Here is a 19,090-nt window from a genome sequence, read left to right as displayed (position 1 = left end):
CCCCTTTTTTTCGCCCGGGATTTTTCTGAATCACGCAATTCCCCTGTGGGAGCGAGCCTGCTCGCGATAGCGACGGATCAGCCAACACTTATAGCGACTGACACTCAGTCATCGCGAGCAGGCTCACTCCTGCAATGAAGGCGTTCAGACCATCAGAATGCCATTCGCCATTGGCCCATCACGCTGTGAGTACGGCTTTCCGTTCCGAAATCACCAGTGATGCCCAGACCTACGGTGTGATTGGCTGACAGTCCGAGGTCAAGTCCTGCATCGACGCTTAGGCTGTTGCGATCCAGCGCCGCACCGGCCACTTCGAAACGCTTGCCACCCTTGACCAGCTGTTGCCGTGTATCGATGTCGAGCTCGCCGAAGGTGTGTTTCCAGCCGGCACTGAGTCGCGGTGTCAGGCTCATGCCGTTGTCCAGTCGGTTGATCTGCGCCGTGCGCAGGCCAAAGGTGCTGCTGAGGTTGTCACGGGTTTGCCCGAACACTTTCAGCGCCGCATCCCCACCTTTTTCACTGTAGCTGTCGCGTTGATAGCGCTGGTAGCCGAGGCTGGCGAAGGGTTCCAGCGTTACGTTGTTACGACCGAGATTGAAGCCCAGTTCGGCAAAGGCTTGCTGGGTGTTCGCGTCGTAGTCGCCCTTAAGGTTGTCGCTGAAACCCTTGAACGCCACCCGACGTTTGCTGCTGCCGTCGTGGCTGGCATAGGTGGCGCCCAAGCGCAGTGCCAGCGGTCCGTCCTGACGCACGGCGTAGGCACCGAGGTGCCAGCTGTCGAGGTCGCCGTCGTACTGGCGGGCATCGAGTCGGGTCTGGGATTTGCCGCCCAGCAGACCGACATGCCATTGCTCATTGAGCCGCCAGTCAGCGCCCATGACCAGACCTTGGGTAGCGTGTTTGAGGGTGCTGTCGTAGTCTCGGTCGACCTTGCCGCCATGGCCAAGGGCCTGAACCCAGACTCGTCCGGAATCTGCACCGCCCGCCGCATGGCGAGGTGAGTTGCCGGAACCACGCGTAGTGTTGGAGCGGTTATCCAGTTGGCGCATGGCCGACAGCATGCTGGTACTCACGGGCGTGATGCTGTTCAGCGTGGCTTTGGCGAGGTTGGCGTTGCTGCCGGCGGCGAGTTGTTCGAGGGCGATGGAGGCTGTTTTCCTGTCGCTGGCCAGTATCGCGGCGACGGCGTTGTTGGCGGGTTTTTGCGGTGCTGAGGCCGGCGCTTCGACAGCTTCGCTGACCGGCGCAGTCACGAATTCATCCTGAGCGGGTGATGAAACTGAGGTTGCAGCAGGAGCAGTCACTGAATCGGAAGCGGGAGCCGTTGCTGTTGAAGCTGACGCTGTATCCGCATTTGGTAGGGGAGCTGATGCCGTCAGCGGTGCCGACGGTGTGGAAGACGATGGCACCATCGGCTCGACAATACTTTCTGCCACCGCACGACCACTGTCCGTAGTGGCGACGCTTTTCAGCGGTACATCGTTGCGGGCGTAAGTCAGTCCGACAGACTTTTTGTTGTATTGAGCTGTGGCCGTCATGAAAGCCAGATCGTTCTGGATCGTGCCGAACTCACCTTCAATCTTGGCGGCTTCGATGATTTTGTACGGGCTGGTTGCTGGATATTCCCCTGGCGCCGCAACGATTTTCAGGGTGGCGCCACCAAGCTCGGCGGTGCCGTCGACTTTGATCGTCTGGCCACGGCCCTCAGGGGTGACCTCGTAGGCCAGCTCGGCTGTCCGGGACAGGCTCAAATCGCCTTTGACCCGGGGGCTGCCATGCAATCCATTGATGGTGAGCAGGCCTTCAACGTGCAGGTTTCTTACCGTCCCCTTACCTGCAAAACTGCCGCCCGTCTCGACATGTACATCGCCTTTGATGCTTCCCTTGTTGAAAAGCTTGCCGACGCTGATAGCACCACCCTCGATGCTGCCAAGATTGGTCAGTGTGCCGTCGCGATCTACCAACACGCCTTCCGTGAAGTCTCCCTTGCTACTCAATGTCCAGTCTCCATGCAGGAGATGCAGTCCATTGAAATTACGGGTGTCTTTGATCGTTCCGCCGTCAGTGACGTCGAGTACCAGGTAGTTTACGCCCCCGTCACCGTCCAGCCGACCACTGAAGCTGGCACCGTCTTTGAGAACGATGAAATCGTTGATAGCAGTGCCCTGGAAAGTACTTTCGGGCGAGTCGAAGGAGATTGGAACGGTGTTTATATGGGTGGAAAAATCTTTAAGCCTTTGAAGAGCCGCTTCATATGGCGTGGCCTCCGGCAGTTCCGGGACTTCCATGATCACAGGTGAGTCAGTCATTTGCGAAGGTAGCTGTGCGTTCGCAAGCTCTACGCCGCCAAGTGCCAGCGCAATGGCCAAAGCCAGGTGTTGTGGTTTGTATCGATGTTGAACGGGCATCAAGTTCGGCCTCTTTTGACAGGAGACCCAACTCTATTGATGCGCCAGAAAATCCGATGTCGGCTACTTCCCGCAGCCTTGCAGGCGACGTCGGATCGTTTTGTAGAAAATCGCCACGGTGGTACCAACCGGTGCTTTTACTCGGCTGCACCGATCCCTTTTCCTACAACCAACCCGGACCTCGCCGACTGTTCAAACTCAAAAGCTCATCTGCCACTGCCCAATCAACCCATGATTGCGACTGTTGCTGCCGATTTCGCCGCTGTACCCCACGCCCAGCGTATGCCGCGCAGAAATTCCCACGTCCAGCCCGGCCTCCAACACCAGACTGTCGCGATCCAGCGAACTGCCATCGACACTGAACGCCGTGCCGCCAACCACGAAGGCCTGACGCGTCGAGCTGCTGACATCACCGTAGGTGTGCTTCCAGCCAACGGCCATTCGCGGTGTCACGCTCATGCCGTTGTCCAGGCTGCTCAGGTGCGCCAGACGCAGGCCGAAGGTGCTGCTGAAGTTGTCCTGGGTCTGGCTGTCGACTTGCAGCGCCGCCGCGCCACCCTTTTCCCGATAGCTGTCGCGGTGGTAGCGCTGGTAGCCGAGGTTGGCGAAAGGTTCGGCGCTGAGGCGGCCGCTGCCCATGGCGTAACCGAGTTCGGCGAAGGCTTGCTGGCTGTCGGCGTCGTAATCGCCTTTGGGGCGATCGCTGAAGCCATTGAAGGCGATGGTGCGTTTGCTTTCACCTTGATGGCCGCTGTAGGCCGCGCCGAGACGCAAAGCCATCGGGCCGTTTTGATGCAAGGCATAAACGCCGGCGTGCCAGCTCTCGACGTTGCCATCGATGCCAGTAGCGTCCAGGTCGGTTTTCGAATAACCGCCGAGTATGCCCAGGCGCCATTGCGGATTGAGAGACCAGTCAGCGCCGAGCACGCTGCCCTTGGTGCGTTGTTCCAGACCGCTGCTGCCGTGTTCGCCGTCAAGCTTGCCGTAGCCGCCGATCGCTTGCAGCCAGAGTCGGCCGCGAGCGTTTGGATCATTCAGGTTGCGCGCTGCGGACGGCACGCCATTCGCTGCCAACACCGGGGTGTCGCGCTGATCGAGGCCGACCATCAAGCCCGGGCTGCCGCCCATTTGCTGCATCGCCGAGAGCATACTGCTGCCGACCTGACTGCTGGCGCCGAGGGTGGCGCTGGTCAGGTTGGCATTGCTGGCGCCGGCCAGTTGCTCGATCGCTGCACCCGCCGTGCTTTGGGTGGTGTTGAGCAGGGCGTTGTAGAGGGCGTTGCTCGTGCCCATCGAGGCCAGACTGTTGGCGGCATTGCTGCCGTTGCTGGTGGCGGCGAAGTTATTGAAGGCGACGTCGTTGCGGGTGTACGTCAGGTCGACTTGAGTCGGCGTATAGGCCAACGTCGGGGTGAGAAACGCGTAGTCGCTGGTGACCTTGCCAAAGGTGCCGTTGACCTGCGCCGCTTGCAGCACGGTGTAATGGCTCTGCCACGGATAGGTGCCGCTGCCGGGGTTCACCGCCAGGGTCGCGCCATTGAGATTGGCCGTGCCGCCGATTTGCACCGGCGCACTGCTGCCGTCGGCGTTGACGCCGTAGGCGAGGGTGGACGCACTGCCCATGTTCAAGTCATGCACAACCGTTGCGCGACCGAGGCCGGTGTCAGTACGCAATGTGCCGTTGACGTTGAGGCTGCCCACCGAGCCGCCACCGGCATAGACACCGCCGGCATCCACGCTCAGGTTGCCGGCAATGCTGCCCTGATTGATCAGGGTCGCGCCGTTGCGCACTGCACCGCCGTCGCTGAAATCGCCCTTGCCGGTCAGCGTCCACGCGCCTTGGCTGACTTCCAGCCATTCGAAGTTACGACTGTCGCCGAAGCTGCCACCCGCCGCGTCGTCCATCACCACTCGGTCGTAACCGCTGCCGCCGTCCACGGCGCCGACGAAGCGGCTGCCACGGCGCAAGGTCAGGCTGTCGTTGCCGCCTCCCAGATCCAGCGCCAGGCCATTGCTGCCGCTGATGGTGCCGCCGTTGACGACGTTGTCAGCGAACTCGCCAACGAACTTCACGGCAAAACCGTCGAGGCCCTGAATGGTGCCGAAGTTCTCCAGTGTGGTCGCCGCCAGCCCTGAACCGCCGCTGCCGTCGTCCACCAGAATGGCGCTGTTGGCACCACTGATCAGTGCGCCACTGGCGTTGAGAATGTAGCCGCCGCCGAGGGCAATGCCCTCACTGCCATTGGCGAAACCACCTTTGTCGACGCCGCCGGCGCCGACGCCTTGAATGGTGCCGTAGTTTTCGATGTGGGCGATCTTGTCGATGTCTACGCCATCGCCGTCACCGTTGGCTTGCAAGCCGGAATACGCGCCGGTAATGGTGCCGTGGTTGATCACCGTACCGTCGCCATCGGAACCGAAGCCGGAGCCGTTGCGCCCGGTGATCTGCCCGTAGTTGACCAGCGTTGCACCGAGGTCGGTGGTGATGCCGTGGCGGCCGCCGGAAATCACCCCGTAGTTGGTAACGCTGACGCCGCTCGCGGAGTCTATGTCGATGCCGTCGAATTTCTCGTCGGCATTGTGCGAGTCACCCGTAGAGATCTCGCCGTAGTTGGTAATCGTCGCGTTGGCGCCGGTCTTCATGCCGTCGCTGGCGTCGCCGCGAATCAGTCCGCCCGTGCGGTTGATGATGGTGGTTTTCACCCCGTCGCTGCGCAGTGCATCCAGATCCAGCCCTTGGCCGGTGGTTGAGCGAATGATGCCGCTGTTGTCGATCAACAGGCTGCCGCTGACGAAGTTGCTGTCGATGCGCAGGGCGTCGTTGGCGCCAAGAATCTGCCCGCCGCTGCGGTTGTAGATTGTGTAATTGCGCGCCTGGGTCAGGTCGCCACTGCTGTCGATGGCCCGACCGCCCGTGGAGATGATTTTGCCGGCGTTATCGATTACCACGCCGGCACCGCTGGTTTTGTCTTTAAGGCTCACGGTCTTGCCGCTGTTGGTGATACTGCCCGGCGCCGAAATCGTCAACGTGTCGCTGCCACCGAGGGTTTGTGCGGCGGTGGTGGCGGTGTCGATCTGTACGGTTTTACCGTGGGCGGCGGTGGCGGAAATCAACAGAGCGATTGCGAGCGACAGACGCTGCGGCGGGAAGGGCATGAGAGGACGGCCTTTTGTTAGAGACGGGCCGTCCTGTATAGCGATGGGTTTTTACAGAATGATGTCTGTTACGTTGCCGTTCACCTTAGGAACGGCGCACGTAAGCCTTGCCGTAATGCCGTTCCATGCGCGCCTGAATCAGCTCAAGACCGATCGACATCAGCCAGTAAATGATCGCCGCCGTCGTCAGCATCTCGATGTAGCGATAGCTTGAACGGCCATACGACTGCGCCAGAAACATCACTTCCCAAACGCCCATCACCGAAATCAGCGACGAGTCCTTGAGCATCGAAATGAACTGATTGGTCGTGGGCGGGATGATCGTGCGCATCGCCTGGGGCAGCGTGATGCGCCAGAGAATTACGGAGTCGCGCATGCCCAGAGCCAGTGACGCTTCGCGTTGGCCATAGGGAACACCGAGGATGCCGGCGCGGAAAATCTCGCTGAGATAGGCGCCGTAGTTCAACGACAAGGCGATGATCCCGGCAACGATAGCGCCGGGCACGATGCCCAATTGCGGCAAGCCGAGGTAGATCAGCAGGATCTGAATCAGCAGCGGCGTGCCGCGAAAGAACGAGGCGTAGAAACTGGCGATGCCGAACGCCACCGCGCTTTTCGACAGTCGCGCCAGCGCCGTGACGAAGCCCAGCAATGACGAAGCGACAATCGAGCACACGCACAGAAACAGCGTCAGCGCCGCGCCTTGCAGAAAGCCATTGGGTGCAAGCTTGAGACCGACAAGATTGGGCAGCTTGTCGAGGATGATCGAGAACTTCAGGTCGAAGCTCAGGAAGAATCCGGCGAACAGACAGAACAGCGCCGCCCACGTCAGGTACAACCGTGTACGGAACCCGAAGAACCGTCGCAGGCGTGATTCAGCCACCGGTTGCGGTGGCTTTGGAGGTGTCGGGAAAGAAGTCATTGACTGATATCGGCGCCGATCCATTTTTGCGAGAGCTTGCTCAGGGTGCCGTCCTGTTTGAGTTGGGCAAAGACCTCACGGACTTTGGCATCCCATTGCGCGTCACCCTTTTCGATGGCGACCGAATTCGGCTCCGAGTACAGCGCATCGCCGGCGAGTTTGAAGCGTTTGTCTTGATTCAGGCGTGGCTGCGCAGTGACGAGGTTGGTGAGGATCGCATCCAGACGCACGCCGGCACCCAGGCCCAAGTCCTGGAAGGCGACGTTGTCGGTGTCATACGGGGCGATCTGCACATCTTCGAACGGGTACTGCAACTGCGTGTCTTCAGCGCCTTCGATGACCAGATTCTTGTTCAGATAACTTTCGTAGCTGGAGGCACTGGTGAGGCCGACTTTCTTGCCGCTCAGATCCTTGGCGCCGTGGATACGATCGTCTTTGGCGTTGACCACGATCACTGCGGGCGAGGCGTAGTACTCGACCGGGAAGTCGAACACTTCGGCGCGGGCCTTGCTCGGGGTCATCGAGCAGATGCAGATGTCGTAGCGCCCGCTCCAGCGGCCGGCGGCAATGACGTCCCACGACGGCGTTTCCAGCCGCAGTTTCACGCCCAGTTTGTCCGCCACGGCTTTAGCGACTTCAACATCGAAGCCGTCGAGCTGGTTTTGCTCGTTGAGAAACGAGAAGGGCGGATAGCTTTCCATCAGTACGCCGACCAGCTCTTTTTTCTGCTCGACACGATCCAGTGTGGTGCCGCCGAAGGCTTGGGTGGAGGCAGCCAGAATCGTCAGGCCCAGGGCCAGTAGTGGTTGAAATTTCACAGTCGATCCCTGGAAAAAAAGAGGTTGTTATTAACCGAATGGTGCGTATTAAATAGTTATAAGAACGACTCTGGTAGTGAGTTATTTTCATAAGCATATGAGTGAAAAGCATATGGGCGCAGCAAGCACGATTATTCTCGATGGCGGCATGGGCCGTGAGTTGCAACGCGCCGGTGCGCCATTCCGGCAGCCAGAGTGGTCAGCCCTGGCGTTGAGCGAAGCGCCGCAAGCGGTGGAAGCGGTACACGCCGCCTACATCGACAGCGGTGCCAATGTGATCACCAGCAACAGTTACGCGGTGGTGCCGTTCCACATCGGCGAAGAACGTTTCGCCGCTGAAGGTCAGGCGCTGGCGGCACTGGCCGGTGAACTGGCACGGCGTGCGGTGCAGGCGTCGGGCAAAGCCGTGCGGGTGGCCGGTTCCTTGCCGCCGTTGTTCGGCTCTTATCGCCCGGATCTGTTCGAGGCGTCCCGGGTGACCGAATTGCTCAACCCGTTGGTCAAGGGCCTGGCACCACACGTGGACCTGTGGCTGGCGGAGACCCAGAGCTCGATCGTCGAGGCGCGCGCCATTCACGCCGGGCTGCCGCAGGACGGTAAACCGTTCTGGCTGTCGTTTACCTTGAAGGACGAAGATACCGACGAAGTGCCGCGCTTGCGCTCCGGCGAGCCGGTGGCCGAAGCGGCTGCGGTGGCCGCCGAGTTGGGCGTCGAGGCGCTGTTGTTCAATTGCAGTCAGCCGGAAGTGATCGGCGCGGCGATTGATGCGGCGCGCGAAACCTTCGAACGACTGGGGGTGAAGATTCACATCGGCGCGTATGCCAATGCGTTCCCGCCACAGCCGAAAGAAGCGACGGCCAATGATGGACTAGACCCGTTGCGCGAAGATCTCGATCCGCCGGGTTATCTGCATTGGGCGCTCGACTGGCAGCAGCGTGGTGCCAGTCATTTGGGTGGTTGCTGCGGGATCGGCCCGGAGCACATTGCGGTGTTGGCGCAGAAACTCGGTTAAGAGAAGAGGGCTGATACGACAGATAAATCGCCAATTATTCTGGTGCAGTAAACCTCTGTCGTCGCTCTTGTTTAAAGCCTGTTGGCTTTACGTCTTGCGACCTACAAATCCTTGCGCCGCTGCCTACGCATGCACCAGAATCCGCCGGCTTGTGCGCCTTTGGCTGGCTGCGTAACTTGGTTTGCATCACTGATTTCCAGTGATCGGGCTTAGCGGCCCGGCTAGTCACTACGGTTGCACATATCTATCCAGTCAGGCATTCGCCTGCACTTGATGGTGGCTGTGCGCATGGCACCTTCGGGTGCACCGGGTTTTTGGTGACTACCGGTCCGCTAACTTGCGCACAGCCGCCACCCTTTCGCTTAGCGGTGAAAAGATGGCGGCCTCACAGAGGTTAGTCACCATGTTCAAACCAACGCCAAACCCGCCGGTCACCGACCCGACATCCCCCTACGAATCGCCCGACTCAAAGAAATTCCACGAAGCCGCCGAGCGCGCCCTCGACCACTATCTCGGCACATCGGCGGCCGACATCATGGCCGCGCCTTACAAACCCAACACGCTGTACATGGCAAGTCTCGAGGCCGACAACGAGTCCCTGCTGGCAGATGCCAGTGAAACCCTCGGCTCGGCCACCGTCATCATCAACAACCATATCGCGCAGGTTGAAGGTACCCACCGCAAAACCCTGCAAGGCATCGCTCAGGTGGTGATGCTGGCAGAGTTGGCGGTCAATCGGGTGCTGGACAGGTTAGTGCCCACGGAGTGATCAACGCGCTGGCGGCACATGCGCATGTGCTACCAGCGCACTGGTTGGGAAATACGTTATTGCTGCTTGATTTAATTGGCATAGGTCATGGCGTATCTGCATTTTGTTGCAGATGAGCTTATAAGCTTCGACAAAATATGCACTATATTGCATTTATGGCTGAAAGATTCTTCGCAAAAATGCATTTAAATGCAGGTGAAAAGCTCATGTACAACCTGACATTACAGATATTCGCGGTTGGGCAATGGCATGACGCGATGGTTCTGAGCTTCACTAACCCCGAAAAGGGTTTCGAAAGTCGCTGCGATTTCGGGTATCAAACCACTTATCTCGTCGATAACTTAGATGCCCTCGGTTCGCCGTTCTCAAAAGCTGTGAGTGTACGGTTCCCATTGGAATGGGATAGCCGGAGATCCGCTGTGCCAGCCTTCATCCATGACATCGCTCCTGCCGGTGCGGCGAAACGTTTTCTTCTTGCTCGTGTGGGGCAAGAAAAACCCGCAGGCATCAGCGCCGATCTTTATCTGTTGGGTCGAAGTACAGCGGCACCGATCGGCAACATGCGGATAAAGGAGTCTGCCGAATCTGTGGATGAGCGAGAGCCCATTGGGTTTCAGCGTCAGGACGTGATCCTGCGTGACAACCGGTTTCTCGAGTACGCCTATGAACTGGGTGCAGCCATTGGCGGCGCGACGGGGGCGGGGGGGGAAGCACCGAAGCTTTTGTTGGCAGAGAACAAGGCCGGTCTCCTGTTCCCCGATGCAGTCCTTGAGGATTCAGAGGTCAGTCAGCACTGGTTTGTGAAATTTGCCCGTAACAAAGGCAACCGGACCGATCAGGACATCTTGCGAAGTGAGTTCCACTACTACAGGGCCTTGCAGACATTAGGCATTGAAACGGTCGCATCACAAGGGCTGGCACTGGAAGAGGCGACGAAACCCAGCTTGTGGATGCAGCGTTTTGATCGTCGGGTAACGGCTCAAGGTGTTGAGCGTTACGCGGTCGAATCTATTTATTCGCTGGCTAACGTGACAACGCCAGGCAGCGCGATGGACCATTTGGACGTGATTCGCATGCTTGCCGGCCTATGGCGTGAGGCAGGGCAAGCGGATCAGATTCCTGATCTGGTGGCGGACTACTTGCGTCGGGATCTGATCAACAAAATTCTCGGTAACTCGGATAACCATGGCCGCAATACCGCGATTATTCGTGGGGCAAGTTCGTTTCGACTTGCGCCCATTTATGACTTGGCGCCGATGGTCATGGACGATGAAGGCGTTACCCGTACGACTAAGTGGCCGAAAGCGTTGGAAAGAGCGGGTGATGTCGATTGGCGAGGCGTTTGTCGTGCATTGGCTGATATTGCAGACCCGGATGATCCCTTGGCTGCTTTGGCCGATGCGCCGGATTCATTCGAGCGCCTTCGTCAGGATGCACGACGCCTTGCGGCCCTTCCCGATATTTTGACCGAGAGCGGCCTGCCGGACCGAACCATGAATCACCCAGGCATCGCATTGAAGAATCTGGAGCAGCGATTGAAAGAGTGGGATCTGAAATGAGCCTGACCGTTGCCGAACGCACTGTGCTTATTGAAAACATACGGGAAGCGCTGGCACAGGGAACGCTTGAGATCGGCGAAGCCGTTCGCCGCTTACGTGTAGAAGTGACGGGGTTGCATCAAACCCAGTTCGCGAAAATGTGCAAAATCTCGGTGCGTACCTTGGTGCACATCGAACACGGTGAAGGTAATCAGACACTGAAGTCGCTGAACGCCGTGTTTCGTCCGTTTGGGATGAAGATGGGCGTTGTGCGGATTCGGCGAGATATCAGTTAAAGATCAAAACATCGTCCGAACGCGGCCCGAGCCTGCGGCAGCTCCTGCACAAGGCAAATGTAGGGCCTGCCGCAGGCTGCGATTTTTTGCTTTTAAAAGGTTAAGAACGGCACTCGACCAAGCCTTTCACCTGCCCGGTCGGTGTCTGGTTTTCATCACTCAACCATTGCTCAAACCCCGCCGCAATCGCCGGCCACTCACCATCCAGAATCGAATACCACGCCGTATCGCGGTTCTGCCCCTTGACCACCATGTGCTGGCGGAACACGCCTTCAAAACTGAAACCCAAACGCTCGGCCGCGTATTTGGAGCGGGCGTTGCCGTTGTTGCACTTCCATTCGAGGCGACGATAGCCCAGCTCGAAGGCGTATTTGCCCAGCAGGTAAACCGCCTCGGTGCTCTTCGGCGAACGCTGCATCGGTGCGCCGAAGGTGACGTGGCCGATTTCGATGCGGCCCTGAGCCGGAACAATCGACATCAGGCTGAGGATGCCTTGCACCTGGCCGCTGGCGCGGTCGATGACGCTGAAGAAATACGGGTCGCTGCTGGCTGCGTGATTGTTCAGCCAGTCATTGAACACACCGCGCTCGGGGAACGGGCCGTAGGGCAAATAATCCCAGAGTTTCGGATCGGCGCCGGGACCTTGCAGCGCGTTGAACAACTCGTCGGCGTGGCGCGCCGGGTCGAGTCTTTCCAGGCGGATGAAGCGTCCTTCGAGCAGCTTGGTCGTGGGGGCAGGAACGCCTTTCCAGTCAGCAAGTGAAGCAGTCATGCGCGTCTCTCCTTAAAGGGCTTTGCGAAACTGGATGAGGCCCGGGCGCTCGGCGATGCGCTCGTAGAGCTGGATCGCCGTGGCGTTGCTTTCGTGGGTCAGCCAATGGACTTTGCAGCAACCGTCGGCTTTAGCGGTGGCGTAGACGTGTTCGATCAGTTGGCGACCGACACCCGTGCCGCGGGTGTGCTCTGCGACCAGCAGGTCTTGCAGGTAGCAGGAGTTTTCGATGCTCCAGTTCGAGCGATGGTAGATGTAATGCACCATGCCCAGCGCTTTGCCGTCAGCCCAGGCGAGCGCCGCGTGAGTCGGCTCGCTCGGGTCGAGGAAACGCTGCCAGGTGCTGTGCGTTACGGCGTCCGGCAATTCGGTGTTGTAAAAGCGCAGGTAGGCCTGCCACAGCGGCAGCCAGGCGGTGTGGTCGTCGGCGCTGACCTGACGGATCTCGATCTGACTCATGGGGTTTTCCTTAACGCATCAATTGGGCAAGGGTTTGGTCGTTGATGTCGGGGCTGGCGGCCAGACCTTCGCGCACGCCGGCAATGTCTTCGGCGCTGCGGTTCTGGCTGAGCTTGCGCTTGCCCTCCAGCCGGTCGATGGGAATGGCGAAACCGACGATGGCCTTGAGCATCCCGTCGATGTAGTCGGCGGGGGCGTCGTCGACTTTCCATGGCTGCGCGCGGCCCGCTTCGTGGCGGTCGGTGAGGGTGCTGACGATGTCGAGCAGTCGCCCGCCATCGCTGAAGGTTTCGGCATGGCCGTAGGCGTGCACAGCGATGTAGTTCCAGGTCGGCACGACTCTGCCGTGTTCGGCCTTGCTCGGATAAAAGCCCGGGCTGACGTAGGCGTCGGGACCGGCAAAAATCAGCATGGCTTCGGCGCCGTCGCGCAGGTCTTTCCACTGCGGATTGGCCTTGGCCAGATGCCCGTACAGCGTGCCATTTTCGCCTTGCTCGCAATGCAGCAGCACGGGGACATGACTGGCCTGCAGACCGTTTTCGCCGTGGGTCACGAGAATGGCGAGGCGGGTGGCGAGGATCAGTTCGTGGAGTTGCGACAACTCGTCGATGGCAAAGGCGCGCGGCGTATACATGGAGATATTTCCCTTGGCGAATGCCTGCATCGTAGGCAGGCTATTGGTCTGTTGTAAGAGCCATTGATGACCAATTTCATAGGTCCATTGCCATGCCTGATGCCACCACGTTGTCCATGCCCTTCAATCCGGCCGGAATCGAGCTCGACCGCCGTCAGGGCCTGACTCGTCAGCTCTACCAGGCGTTGCGCTTGCGTGTGCTCGACGGCCGTCTGGCCAGCGGTACACGATTGCCGGCCAGTCGCGATCTGGCGCTGGCCTTGGGTATTTCCCGCAACAGCGTGGTGCGGGCCTACGATCAGCTGTATGCCGAAGGCTTTATCGAGGGCAAAGTCGGGGATGGCACCTACGTCGCTCAATTACCCCAGACCGCGTCTTTGGATAAAAAACTATCCACAAAAGTATCCACAGGGTTTTCAACAGGCTTACCCACAGCCTTATCCACAAATTGGCTGGATTTACCTGTTGATCCATCCAGCAAAGTTATCCACAGCGACGCAATGAGTCGGGTCCAGAACAACCATTTGGCTCGTCCTCCGAGTGGCCCGCCACGCGCATTTCGAGTGGGCGTCCCGGCCTTTGATCTGTTCCCGTTCGACGTCTGGGCCAAGCTCAACGCGGCTTTCTGGCGCAAACCGGATCTTCAGCAACTGTGCTACGGCGATCCTGCCGGTGATGCGCGCTTGCGCAGCTTGATTGCGGCTTATTTGCGCAGCTCACGCGGTTTGCAGTGCACGGCTGAACAAATTGTGATCACCAGTGGCGCGCAACAGGGCATCAGCCTTTGTGCACAGCTGCTGGTGGCGCCGGGTGACGGCGTTGGCATCGAAAATCCCGGTTACCGCGCGGCGGGTCATGCCTTCGCTGTGGCAGGGGGCCGCTTGCGCGGTATCGCCGTGGATGAAGAAGGCATCGATTGCGCGGCGTTATCGGCGGCCAGTGATTGTCGCGTGGCGTACGTGACGCCCTCCCATCAATACCCGACAGGGGTGGTGATGAGTCTGGCGCGACGTCTGGAATTGCTCGCCTGGGCCGAACGGACCCAAGGCTGGATCGTCGAGGACGATTACGATGGCGAGTACCGCTATACCGGTGCGCCCTTGGCACCTTTGGCGGCACTCGATCGCCAGGGACGGGTGTTGTATGTCGGCACCTTCGGCAAAGTCGCCTTCCCGGCGTTGCGCCTTGGTTATCTGGTGCTGCCACCGGGGCTGGTGGACGCGTTCTCGCAACGCCGGGCGGTGGACGTCCGGCATTCCGAGGTGAGCACCCAAGCGGTGATGGCCGAGTTCATGGCCGCCGGGCATTTCCAGCGGCATATCCGGCGCATGCGCCGCGCTGCGCTCAGCCGTCGCAATGCGTTGCTCGACGGCTGGCCGACGGGCATTGCCGGCGTGGGTAAATTGCCCGCAGTGTCTGCCGGACTGCACCTGACCGTGCCGGTAGAGAGCATCGCCCGCGAGCAGCAACTGATTGAACAGGCTGCCCGCGTGGATGTGGAAATCAACGGTTTGAGCCATTACTGGCTGCCCGATTCATCGACCGCTTCCGATCAGCGCGCCGGTCTGGTCCTGGGCTTTGCCGCTGTGCCCGAACCTGCAATCAGGGCAGCACTGACGCGGTTGCAGCAGGCTTGGCAGGAGGGAAAAACAGCTCTTCGGCCAATTTAGGCGTCATCGCGCTGCGGTGAATTTTGATGAGTTCCTGATTGCTCAGGTTGCGCATGTCGTAGGCACCGCCAAGGCGCCGCTGCTCCAGGGTTTTCATATGGCGAGCCGTCGACGCGGTGGCCGGGGCGGTGGCGTTGTCATAGTGAATGTGCGCGTACCACAACGCTGCGCCGGTTCTGGCGTCGCTGATTTCATATTCATCGAGAAAGTCTTTAGGGCCTTTGAGGCGGCGGCGAGAAACGGTTTTGCTGATTTTCACTTCACCGACATTGTTCAGCCATTGAACATGGGCGGCCGTCGGCGGCTGCTGTTTGATCAAGGTAATCCGGGTTTTTCGGCCCTTTTTATCGAGCGCTGCCGCTGCGCTGTCGAGCGCGTCCACCAGCGTGGACGCCACACGATCTGCGGTCTCGTTGCTGGCGATCAAGGCCTGATCGATGGCCTCTCTGGCGCTGCGCAGAGTCACGGCATGCACTTGGTAGAGCGATTCAGCTTCGGCCGGTATGCGTTTGGCGCGTTTGATATGGCCATCGGTTCGCTTGTGGAACGCGGGCAGGTCGTCGATCAAGGTTTGTCCCACGGCAAGACTGTTTTTCAGATTCGGCCTGGACGGGGTTGGCGATGTCTTCGGTGTAACTCGCTCGACCCACTCCCCGGGCGTTTTTTCATGAAACGTGGCGATGAGTCTGCCCGATACTTTCGCTCGCACGTCCACCAGGTCAGTGTCCTGGCCATCGGCGCTTTTTCGGACTTCACCGACAAGCGTGCCTTTGTAGCGGGTCTTGATGATTTTTTTGCCGAAGTTTGTCCTGGGGCGTGAGGGGCCGGGCTTCGGCCCCAGCAGGAGTTGGTCGCGCAACAGGTTGCCCAGCCTGTTCACCGTGGCTTCGCTGAATGCATTGATCTGCTTGCGCACTTGCGCCATCCGCTCGGGCTGAAAGTGTTCGGGGTACTCGACGAGCAGGTCGACAAAGCGCTGGTCGATGGCGGTAAATTGTTCGGCCAGATTGCTCGTGGCTTCTATTCGTTCGGCGAGGTTGTCCAGGTTTTCATCAGTGCTCAGGTCCATCGAACTCTGGATGTTGAGTGCGGCATCTTCAATCACGTCTTCCAGGGCAATTCTGGCGTCAGCCGCGCTTTCTGGCGGACCCGCCTTGAGACAGAGTCTCTGCGCCAGGCTGATCTCGAGCATTTTCAGGTCGTTGATTTCATAAGCGGGGAGCTTGGCCTGGTAACGGCGTTGGGTCTCGACACCTTCTTTGCCAAGCAGTTTCAGTTCATCGAAGCGCGTGTGGGCAAACTCCAGCTTCGCAATGAACTTGCCGGTCAGCTCGTTCAATTTTTCGAAGGCCGCGACATGGTCTGCTTGCGCCGTCGCGTTGTGATCGAACAGGTCCGTCGTCGCCGTCAGGGTAGTGCTGTAATCGAGATTGCGTTCGATAAACCAGGAGTGGCACAAAAACATTTGCATGGTCAGCCGGTCGATCATCGCCGTGCGGTAGTTGGGTACCGGCTCCGCCAGGTTCAGTGCCTTGAGCTGGTCGATGTGGGCCGTGTACTCGCTGAGTTGCGATTCAAGGGTGTCGAGGTACTGCTTGCGGGTCTCCTCTACTTTTTCCGGCAGTGCCTCAAGCAAGGCTGTATGGAAATCGGCCAGTGTGTCCTGCTTGGGTTGCATCGTCAGATCGAACGCGCTGATGTCACTCTTCAACTGAGCCAGCTTCTGTTGTTTTTCCAGGCGTGCTTGCGCGATACGACTGCGCAGCGCGCCGCCGCGCAGACGCAACCGCAGATCGATGACCCATCGCCCGCCGGCGGTAACGGTCAGCAAAGGCCCAGTACGTGTGGGCACTTGATGCGAATCGATGATTTGCACATCGCCGTTGTCGTTAAGTTGCACCTCGAACCAGCGTTTGCCGACGGGGGCGTACCATTTTTTCTGGTGAGCAAAGAGGTGCCGATGCAGGCCTTCGGTGGTTGCAGTGCCGAGGTCTTTGGGCTTTGTGGTTTTCAGGCTGTCGAGCAGTGACTCAAGACTGGGGCCTGAACGCGCCAATGCAACGCTCGCATTGAGCGATGTGTCATGGCCGACCGGCAGTTCGAGGGTTGTAACGTCTGGCAGCCGCACCGGTTTGACGACTTCGGGAACAACTGTTGGCAGCAACCGTTCTGCCGTTTCCGCCGCGCTGATGATTTCGCGCCGGGGCGCCTTGCCGACGGCAGCGCGGTGGGCCAGCACCATGCCGAGCGCCAGCAGGATATCGGCGAGCGCGGTCCAGGCGATCTTGCCGGTCGGCTGATTTGCGCCATCGCTGACTTCCTGCAAATCGTCGAGGATCTGCCAGATCCAGGCGGCGGTACTGATGCCCCGCCCGAGGAACGGCAGGGCGGCGTTGAACAGCATCCAGCCGCCGTGTTTTACCGAGGCCCAGCGTGCTTCGGCGTTGGAGACCGTCTGGCGGTCGGCCTGAGTGAGGATGGCCTCGACGTTGGCTTTGTGCAGCGTCTGCAGGACATCGTCGGTGATCGCGCGGGTGTGCAACTGGGCGACACCGAGCATGTCGACGGCAGTGACGGGATTGACCACTGCTTGAGGAATGACCCACACCGACGGCATCTTGGCCGGGAACACGTACTGGCTGTAGTTGAAACGAACATCATCCGGCAACCAGGCGAGCACCGACTCGCGCAGCAGTCGCGAGTGCTTGATCGCATAGAGCAGATTGGTGCGACTGGGGTACTGGATCAACGGTTTTTCGAACAGGGGTCGATAAAGCAGATAAGGACCCTTGTCGGTCTGACGCGGGCCGATGACAAACATGTTGACCACGGTGTCGGCCCTTGAGCTGATGTGGTGGGCATTGAACGCCAGGGGGCTGATGATGATTTCCTGCCCGTCGACTACACGGTCCTCGGCGCTGTCACCGAGGGCGGCCAACAGGTAGCGGTAACCTTGCTCGTCAATGCCGGCCTCGCCACGAATCTTGTGCTGCAGCGCCAGCATCGGCAGTTCGATCGGCAACTGACGGACATATAACTTCTGCAGGGCCGATGCCTGGACGCTATCGTCGACCAGGAGCTTCTGCAGGTACGCCGGATAGGTTTTGCCGATGTTGACGGTGGTGACCAGTTTTTCCACATAGGCCACGGTGAGCCAGTCCGGCAAGGCGCTGCCGTCCCTGTAACGCACGGTTTTGTTGCCCAGCGGCATCCCTTCGAGGTTTTGCAGCGTCAGTTCGCTCAACGAGAACGTCTGGTTCTCGCTGTTGAACGGCACGACAAACGTGCCCCAGACATCCAGGCTGGTGATGCTGATCTCGATCTCATCGATTTTTACCTCGCCGGCCTTGGGATGATCCTTGCGGATCTGCCGGGTCAGCGCTTCGCGGGTAAAAGTGTCGAGGCTGGCCACTTCACTCTGAAACGATTTGCCGGCGTTCTGGTGCTGCACCACGGTCAGGTCCAGCAGGTGTCGGCTGAAGCTGGTCTGATCGGCCGCATTGGCGTTGTCGAGCCAGGACGGCAGCATCGGTTGCAGACGGTCGACGTGAGGTTTGAGGCGTGGCGCCGGCTCTGAGTGATCGCCGGCCGTGCCGTTATGGGGAAAGAGGTTATTGAGGGTCGAGCCTGCGAAGAAGTTGATCTCGCCAAGGGCATCGGCCTCCAGAGCGATCAGCGTGCAAGCCTGATGATCGAAGAAGTTGCCGTCGGGCTCAAACAACCGCCAGTGCAGGTCACCGGCGGCGGTGTTCTCACGATAGCGACGCGGCAGGGCATCACCCAGCGCCTCCATCGAATCGAAACGGCGGAAACCATTCACCAGCGAATGGGTCACGATCAGCGTGCGCTTTTCATGGGTACCGACCAGCACGGCGGTATCGAGAACGTGTACATGGGTGCGCTTTTCACCGTCACCCTGATCCAGGTCGATCAGGCAGGCGCGGGTCTTGTACTTGTCGCCGGACAGCCGCTGGTGCTTGTCGGGGTGACGGAACACGGCGTGAGCCATGGCTTGCTGATCCGCGTCCCAGCCCAGACTCGCGTCGACATTCCACAGGTTGCGCAAAGCATCCGACAGTTGATACCAGCGCGGGTGTGCGGGAGAGGTATGTCGGTTCCAGTAATCAACCTGTTGTTCCCGGTACGCCACGAACAGCAGCGGCGCGAGTTCGTTGAGCAAGCTGGCGAGGGCGTCGACTTCCACGGGCAACTGGAACGCGGACTCGCTGCCGGGGTGCAGGGTCAGAAAGTGTTCATCGTCCAGATACGTGACGGTGGTACCGGACAGGCCGAGCCGCACCAGCACGTCGGTCAGGGACTCGACCTGATCGCCGCCGCTGACGACGCGGTCGTCTTTGACGATCCAGGTCGGGGTCACGACCATCGCCAATTGCGGATCGATATTCAGGTTCGGATACAAGGTCTTGAGCTCTGGGCGCAAAGCCTGGGTGGCGACTTCCCGCAGCGACGGACCGGTCACCAGTTGCGTCAGCACATCAACGGCGCTGGGCAAGGAGATTTCGGGCATGGGTAATTCCTGCTCTGACAAGGGCGGCGCGCCAAATGGCGCCGGGTCAGGGCAAGGTAAAAGTCGCGGGCCGCCGGTGTGCGGTACATACAGATTGCAGGCAAAAAA

Annotated in this window: 13 protein-coding genes; 5 read left to right on the top strand and 8 right to left on the bottom strand. The window is 59.6% G+C overall.

Features of this window, described 5'->3' with window-relative positions; translation table 11 throughout:
* Positions 1-152: 152 nt before the first annotated feature.
* From KI231_RS29415 to KI231_RS29400, 4 genes are all read right to left on the bottom strand, one after another.
* The gene (locus KI231_RS29415) at positions 153-2,408 is read right to left on the bottom strand and encodes an autotransporter outer membrane beta-barrel domain-containing protein (RefSeq protein WP_213027024.1); all 2,256 of its coding nucleotides are present in this window, start codon (positions 2,406-2,408) and stop codon (positions 153-155) included.
* 198 nt (positions 2,409-2,606) lie between these two features.
* On the bottom strand, positions 2,607-5,564 hold the full coding sequence (locus KI231_RS29410) for an autotransporter outer membrane beta-barrel domain-containing protein (RefSeq protein WP_213027023.1): 2,958 nt from the start codon (positions 5,562-5,564) through the stop codon (positions 2,607-2,609).
* 85 nt (positions 5,565-5,649) lie between these two features.
* Entirely contained in the window at positions 5,650-6,486 is an 837-nt protein-coding gene (locus tag KI231_RS29405) for an amino acid ABC transporter permease (protein ID WP_213027022.1), read from the bottom strand.
* Positions 6,483-7,304 carry an ABC transporter substrate-binding protein gene (locus KI231_RS29400; protein WP_213027021.1) on the bottom strand — a complete coding sequence of 274 codons (822 nt, stop codon included), beginning with the start codon at positions 7,302-7,304 and terminating at the stop codon, positions 6,483-6,485. The genes KI231_RS29405 and KI231_RS29400 overlap by 4 nt, the downstream gene beginning before the upstream one ends.
* A 112-nt stretch (positions 7,305-7,416) precedes the next feature.
* On the opposite strand from KI231_RS29400, the gene KI231_RS29395 reads away from it, so the two are divergent.
* From KI231_RS29395 to KI231_RS29380, 4 genes are all read left to right on the top strand, one after another.
* A complete protein-coding gene (locus KI231_RS29395) occupies positions 7,417-8,316 on the top strand; it encodes a homocysteine S-methyltransferase family protein (RefSeq protein WP_213027020.1) in 900 nt (299 codons plus the stop codon).
* Positions 8,317-8,719: 403 nt separating this feature from the next.
* Positions 8,720-9,085 (top strand): DUF6124 family protein, encoded by a 366-nt coding sequence (locus tag KI231_RS29390; protein ID WP_213027019.1) that lies wholly within the window; start codon positions 8,720-8,722, stop codon positions 9,083-9,085.
* A 206-nt stretch (positions 9,086-9,291) separates the two neighbouring features.
* Positions 9,292-10,644, top strand: coding sequence for a HipA domain-containing protein (locus KI231_RS29385; RefSeq protein ID WP_213028856.1), 1,353 nt, complete (start codon positions 9,292-9,294; stop codon positions 10,642-10,644).
* Positions 10,641-10,919, top strand: coding sequence for a helix-turn-helix domain-containing protein (locus KI231_RS29380; protein WP_095191927.1), 279 nt, complete (start codon positions 10,641-10,643; stop codon positions 10,917-10,919). The genes KI231_RS29385 and KI231_RS29380 overlap by 4 nt, the downstream gene beginning before the upstream one ends.
* A 100-nt stretch (positions 10,920-11,019) precedes the next feature.
* On the opposite strand, the gene KI231_RS29375 is transcribed toward KI231_RS29380, so the two are convergent.
* The 3 genes from KI231_RS29375 to KI231_RS29365 are packed head-to-tail and all read right to left on the bottom strand — an operon-like array spanning position 11,020 to position 12,784.
* Positions 11,020-11,691, bottom strand: a complete 672-nt coding sequence (locus tag KI231_RS29375; protein ID WP_213027018.1) for a GNAT family N-acetyltransferase — start codon at positions 11,689-11,691, stop codon at positions 11,020-11,022.
* 12 nt (positions 11,692-11,703) lie between these two features.
* A complete protein-coding gene (locus KI231_RS29370; RefSeq protein ID WP_213027017.1) occupies positions 11,704-12,150 on the bottom strand; it encodes a GNAT family N-acetyltransferase in 447 nt (148 codons plus the stop codon).
* Between the two features lie 10 nt (positions 12,151-12,160).
* Positions 12,161-12,784, bottom strand: a complete 624-nt coding sequence (locus tag KI231_RS29365) for an FMN-binding negative transcriptional regulator (protein WP_213027016.1) — start codon at positions 12,782-12,784, stop codon at positions 12,161-12,163.
* A 92-nt stretch (positions 12,785-12,876) separates the two neighbouring features.
* Here KI231_RS29365 and pdxR point away from each other — a divergent pair, with 92 nt between their 5' ends.
* A complete protein-coding gene (gene pdxR, locus KI231_RS29360) occupies positions 12,877-14,454 on the top strand; it encodes a MocR-like pyridoxine biosynthesis transcription factor PdxR (RefSeq protein ID WP_213027015.1) in 1,578 nt (525 codons plus the stop codon).
* Here the strand turns inward: pdxR and KI231_RS29355 are convergent.
* Positions 14,387-18,982, bottom strand: a complete 4,596-nt coding sequence (locus KI231_RS29355) for a dermonecrotic toxin domain-containing protein (RefSeq protein WP_213027014.1) — start codon at positions 18,980-18,982, stop codon at positions 14,387-14,389. The genes pdxR and KI231_RS29355 overlap by 68 nt on opposite strands.
* Between the last annotated feature and the right edge of the window lie 108 nt (positions 18,983-19,090).

It is taken from the genome of Pseudomonas sp. Seg1 (assembly GCF_018326005.1).
GTDB lineage: Bacteria > Pseudomonadota > Gammaproteobacteria > Pseudomonadales > Pseudomonadaceae > Aquipseudomonas.
Note: the sequence above shows the minus strand (reverse complement) of the source record. Positions and strands in the feature narration are given on the sequence as shown.